Annotated in this window: 6 protein-coding genes; 2 read left to right on the top strand and 4 right to left on the bottom strand. The window is 45.9% G+C overall.

The genetic code is table 11. The annotated features are described in order from the left end of the window. The 3 genes from BCT81_RS27225 to BCT81_RS27235 form a co-directional block, all read right to left on the bottom strand. Positions 1 to 226, bottom strand: a 226-nt coding sequence (locus BCT81_RS27225; RefSeq protein WP_133152747.1) for a YggT family protein, incomplete at its 3' end; no start/stop codon positions are given. 76 nt (positions 227 to 302) lie between these two features. Then, positions 303 to 1,121 carry a pyrroline-5-carboxylate reductase gene (proC, locus tag BCT81_RS27230; protein ID WP_102426486.1) on the bottom strand — a complete coding sequence of 273 codons (819 nt, stop codon included), beginning with the start codon at positions 1,119 to 1,121 and terminating at the stop codon, positions 303 to 305. Positions 1,122 to 1,201: 80 nt separating this feature from the next. Further along, on the bottom strand, positions 1,202 to 1,906 hold the full coding sequence (locus tag BCT81_RS27235) for a YggS family pyridoxal phosphate-dependent enzyme (RefSeq protein WP_061032414.1): 705 nt from the start codon (positions 1,904 to 1,906) through the stop codon (positions 1,202 to 1,204). Between the two features lie 26 nt (positions 1,907 to 1,932). Here BCT81_RS27235 and BCT81_RS27240 point away from each other — a divergent pair, with 26 nt between their 5' ends. Both BCT81_RS27240 and BCT81_RS27245 read left to right on the top strand, forming a co-directional pair. After that, the gene (locus BCT81_RS27240) at positions 1,933 to 2,970 is read left to right on the top strand and encodes a type IV pilus twitching motility protein PilT (RefSeq protein ID WP_061032415.1); all 1,038 of its coding nucleotides are present in this window, start codon (positions 1,933 to 1,935) and stop codon (positions 2,968 to 2,970) included. Positions 2,971 to 2,984: 14 nt separating this feature from the next. Continuing rightward, positions 2,985 to 4,094, top strand: a complete 1,110-nt coding sequence (locus BCT81_RS27245; protein WP_061032416.1) for a PilT/PilU family type 4a pilus ATPase — start codon at positions 2,985 to 2,987, stop codon at positions 4,092 to 4,094. Positions 4,095 to 4,153: 59 nt separating this feature from the next. Here the strand turns inward: BCT81_RS27245 and BCT81_RS29245 are convergent, their stop codons facing one another. After that, positions 4,154 to 4,324, bottom strand: coding sequence for a hypothetical protein (locus BCT81_RS29245; RefSeq protein ID WP_155647308.1), 171 nt, complete (start codon positions 4,322 to 4,324; stop codon positions 4,154 to 4,156). Positions 4,325 to 4,368: the final 44 nt, after the last annotated feature.

The following is a 4,368-nucleotide window of genomic DNA, read 5'->3' on the forward strand; positions in this document are numbered from 1 at the left end:
TGAGTACACATAGCACATAAGCGAAAACAACCGTTGCCAGATCTAGGCTGCCGATCGACGGAATAACTCGGCGTAGTGGAGCTACCACTGGTTGTGTCGCTTTTACGATGAATTGTGAGAACGGATTGTAGAAATCTGCACGTGATGCTTGTAGCCAGATACGCAAGATCACAACCATGATGTAAAGATCAAAAACGGTCGAGATCAGAAAGCTCATCGAGTTCATATTGTTTCCTTTTTCGGATTTACTTGCCGCTTAGATATCACATGAGCGACGCAAGGCTTTTGTACCTTGATTGGTACTAAAACAGTTTTTCCATCTCTTCAGCTCGAGCAACTGCCGCTTGCATGGCTTTGGCTACGATGTCTGATAGTTGATGTTCATTAAACGTGCGCAGTGCTTCGGCGGTAGTACCACCTTTTGAAGTCACTTGCTCACGCAGTGTAGATAATTCTGTATCTGGATTCGCGACCACCATCTCTGCCGCGCCTAATGCCGATTGCTGCACTAGCTTGCGGGCCGTCTCTTGGTCGAAACCTTGATTGACTGCTTCCGCTTGCATCGCTTCCATAAACAGGAAGAAGTAAGCCGGAGCGCTGCCTGCCGCTGCAATAATGTTGTTGATACCAGATTCTTGTTCTACCCAGCTCACTTCACCTACAGCTTGCATTAGCTGTGATGCGAAATCTTTATCTGCTTGGCTAACGGTTGAATCAGCATAAAGCCCACTCATGCCTTTCCCAAGCAGTGATGGCGTGTTTGGCATTACACGAACCAGATTCAGTTGGCAGTCTAACATCTCATTGAGTCGATTCGCATTAATACCTGCGGCAATTGAGATTACCAGTTTGTTGCTAAAGTCGATGCTTTGTAAGGGTTTACATACATCGGCCATCATTTGCGGTTTCACCGATAATACAACAACGTCTGCTTGCTCAGCTGCGGCAATATTATCGCTGGTGGTATTGATGCCGTATTCTTGCTCTAACGGCACTCTTCTCGTGTCAGAAGGCGCTGTCGCCGTAATCTTTTGCGCTGGGTAACCACTCGCTACTAAGCCCGCTACAATTGAGCGAACCATGTTTCCCGCCCCGATAAAGGCGATGTTCTTATGTTCCATATATCAAATCCTGAGCGTGTCGCTACGCGGTGAAAGCGGAGCGGTATCAATACTTATACTTTTTTGGTTGTTAGGTGTCGCTATTTCGCGTAATCACGAGCACCAAAAATCGCGGTTCCAATGCGAACCATGGTGCTGCCAGCCTCTACTGCTGCGTCCATATCACCACTCATGCCCATCGAAAGGGTATCAATATCAGGATATTTTGCAGCTAGCTTATCTTTTAGCTCTGCCAGTTGAGAGAAAGCGTTAAGCTGTGATTGATAGTCAGAGACGTTTGCAGGAATCGACATCAACCCTCTTAAAGTGAGGTTGGGCAGTGAGGAAATCAACTCTGCCAGTGCAAAAACTGACTCTTCAGATGTGCCAGACTTGGACGCTTCACCACTAGTGTTTACTTGAATTAACACTTGCAAAGGTGGAAGCTCGCTTGGACGTTGGTCATTCAGTCTCTGAGCGATCTTATCACGATCGATGGAGTGTACCCATGCGAAGCTTTCTGCGATAGGGCGAGTTTTATTTGACTGGATTGGACCAATAAAGTGCCATTCCAAATTTAGGTTAGAATGTTGTTCTGAAAAGTGTTTTACTTTATCGACACCTTCTTGAACATAGTTTTCACCAAAGGCAATTTGGCCTCCGAGTGCGGCTTCTAGAATCGCATCAATCGGTTTAGTTTTGCTGACGGCTAAAAGTTGCACGGACTCTGGAGCTCGTCCGCACTTTTGCTCAGCACTACGAATCTGTGAGGTGATTTGTTCGATATTTTGTTGAATACTACTCATAGCTGACTTTACTTAAGGGAAAATAAATGGATATCACTGAGTTACTAGATTTTAGTGTAAAGCATAACGCGTCAGATCTACATCTTTCTGCGGGTGTATCTCCAATGGTACGTATAGATGGTGAAGTAAGGAAGCTTGGAATACCAGCTTTGAGTCATGCTGATGTGCACCGTTTGGTTTTTGAGATCATGAGCGACTCGCAGCGCGGTGAATTTGAGGAAAAACTGGAAGTCGACTTCTCTTTTGAATTACCCAATGTCGGTCGTTTCCGTGTTAACGCTTTTAACCAAGCCCGTGGCTGCTCAGCTGTCTTTCGAACTATCCCTGTCGAGATACCAACGTTAGAGCAGTTAGGCGCTCCTGATATCTTTGAAAAGATTGCTAATTTCGAAAAGGGCCTAGTGTTAGTTACAGGCCCAACAGGTTCTGGTAAATCGACTACTCTTGCGGCGATGGTGGATTACGTTAACCGTAACCACAATAAGCATATTCTCACCATAGAAGACCCGATTGAATTTGTTCACACCAACAATAAGTGCCTAGTGAACCAGCGTGAGGTTCATCGTGATACTCATAGCTTTAAAGCGGCGCTGCGCAGTGCGTTACGTGAAGATCCTGACGTTATCCTTGTCGGTGAGCTTCGTGACCAAGAAACCATTAGTCTAGCGCTTACGGCCGCAGAAACTGGTCACTTGGTTTTTGGTACCTTACATACTAGCTCGGCGGCAAAAACGATTGACCGTATCATTGATGTTTTCCCTGGTAGCGATAAAGACATGGTTCGCTCAATGTTGTCTGAATCATTACGCTCGGTGATTGCACAGAAACTATTAAAGCGTGTTGGTGGGGGGCGTGTGGCTTGCCATGAAATCATGATGGCGACACCGGCGATCAGAAACTTGATTCGTGAAGATAAAGTCGCTCAGATGTATTCAATCATTCAAACGGGCGCAGCACATGGCATGCAGACCATGGAGCAAAATGCGAAGCAGTTGATGGCTCAAGGCTTGGTTGACTCGGAAGAGGTCGAGAAAAAGATCGAAATAGAAACCTCAATGTTTTAATCAAGGTGCACATAATGGAATTGAATCAAATCCTTGAGGGAATGCTTTCTCAAAAAGCGTCCGATCTTTACATCACGGTTGATGCGCCCGTCTTGTTCCGTGTCGATGGTGAGCTGCGACCGCAAGGCGAGAAGCTGAATTCAGCTCAGGTCGCTCAATTACTTGATGCGATGATGGATCAAGAACGACGTGATGAATATCAGCAAACGCGTGAGGCTAACTTTGCCATTGTACGTGATTTTGGTCGCTTTCGTGTTAGTGCGTTCTTTCAGCGAGAGCTACCTGGAGCAGTGATTCGACGCATCGAGACGAATATCCCAACCTTTGAGCAATTAAAGCTTCCTGATGTATTACAAGACCTCTCAATTGCTAAGCGTGGGCTTGTGCTGGTGGTTGGGGCTACGGGTTCTGGTAAATCGACCTCGATGGCGGCGATGACAGGCTACCGCAATACCAATCGTTCTGGGCATATCTTGACGGTTGAAGACCCGATAGAATTCGTCCACGAACATAAGAAATGCATAGTTACTCAGCGTGAGGTAGGGCTCGACACCGAGAGCTATGAAGTCGCCCTTAAAAACTCGTTGCGCCAAGCGCCAGATATGATTTTGATTGGCGAAATCCGTAGCCGCGAAACCATGGAATATGCGATGACCTTTGCTGAGACGGGTCACTTGTGTATGGCAACTTTGCACGCGAATAATGCCAACCAAGCGTTAGAGCGTATTCTTCATTTGGTGCCTAAAGAACAGAAAGAACAGTTCCTGTTTGATCTGTCGATGAATCTGCGTGGTGTGATTGCTCAGCAGTTAATTCGAGATAAGAATGGCAGCGGGCGTCATGGTGTATTTGAAATTCTACTCAACAGCCCACGAGTGTCTGACTTGATTCGTCGCGGTGAATTGCACGAGCTAAAAGCAACAATGGCAAAATCAAAAGAAGTCGGCATGCAGACCTTTGACCAAGCTTTGTTTGATTTAGTTGTAGCGGGAAAGATTAGCGAAGAAGATGCGTTTCATAGTGCCGATTCGGCTAATGACTTACGTTTGATGCTAAAAACCAGACGAGGTGATGATGACTATGGAACTGGAGCATTATCTGGCGTGAAAATTGATATGGGTTAGATTAAAAAATAAAAAGCCAGAGCTCTTTTGACGGAGAGATCTGGCTTACCATTGTTGTTCTAGTTGCTGTTCAACGAGCCATGACTTCTTCGACTGTCGTCGTAGTACATATTGCCACTATTGAATCCTGAATTGGTTTTGCCATCATTCATGTAACTAGCGCTACTAGACCCTGTGGAGCTGCACGCAGAAATGGTTAGAGCGGCGAAGATTGCTAGAAAAATTTTCATGTGAACTCCCACTTACCTATTGATGAATTGCATCGTCTTTACGG

Source organism: Vibrio sp. 10N.261.52.A1 (genome assembly GCF_002876325.1).
Lineage (GTDB): Bacteria > Pseudomonadota > Gammaproteobacteria > Enterobacterales > Vibrionaceae > Vibrio > Vibrio chagasii.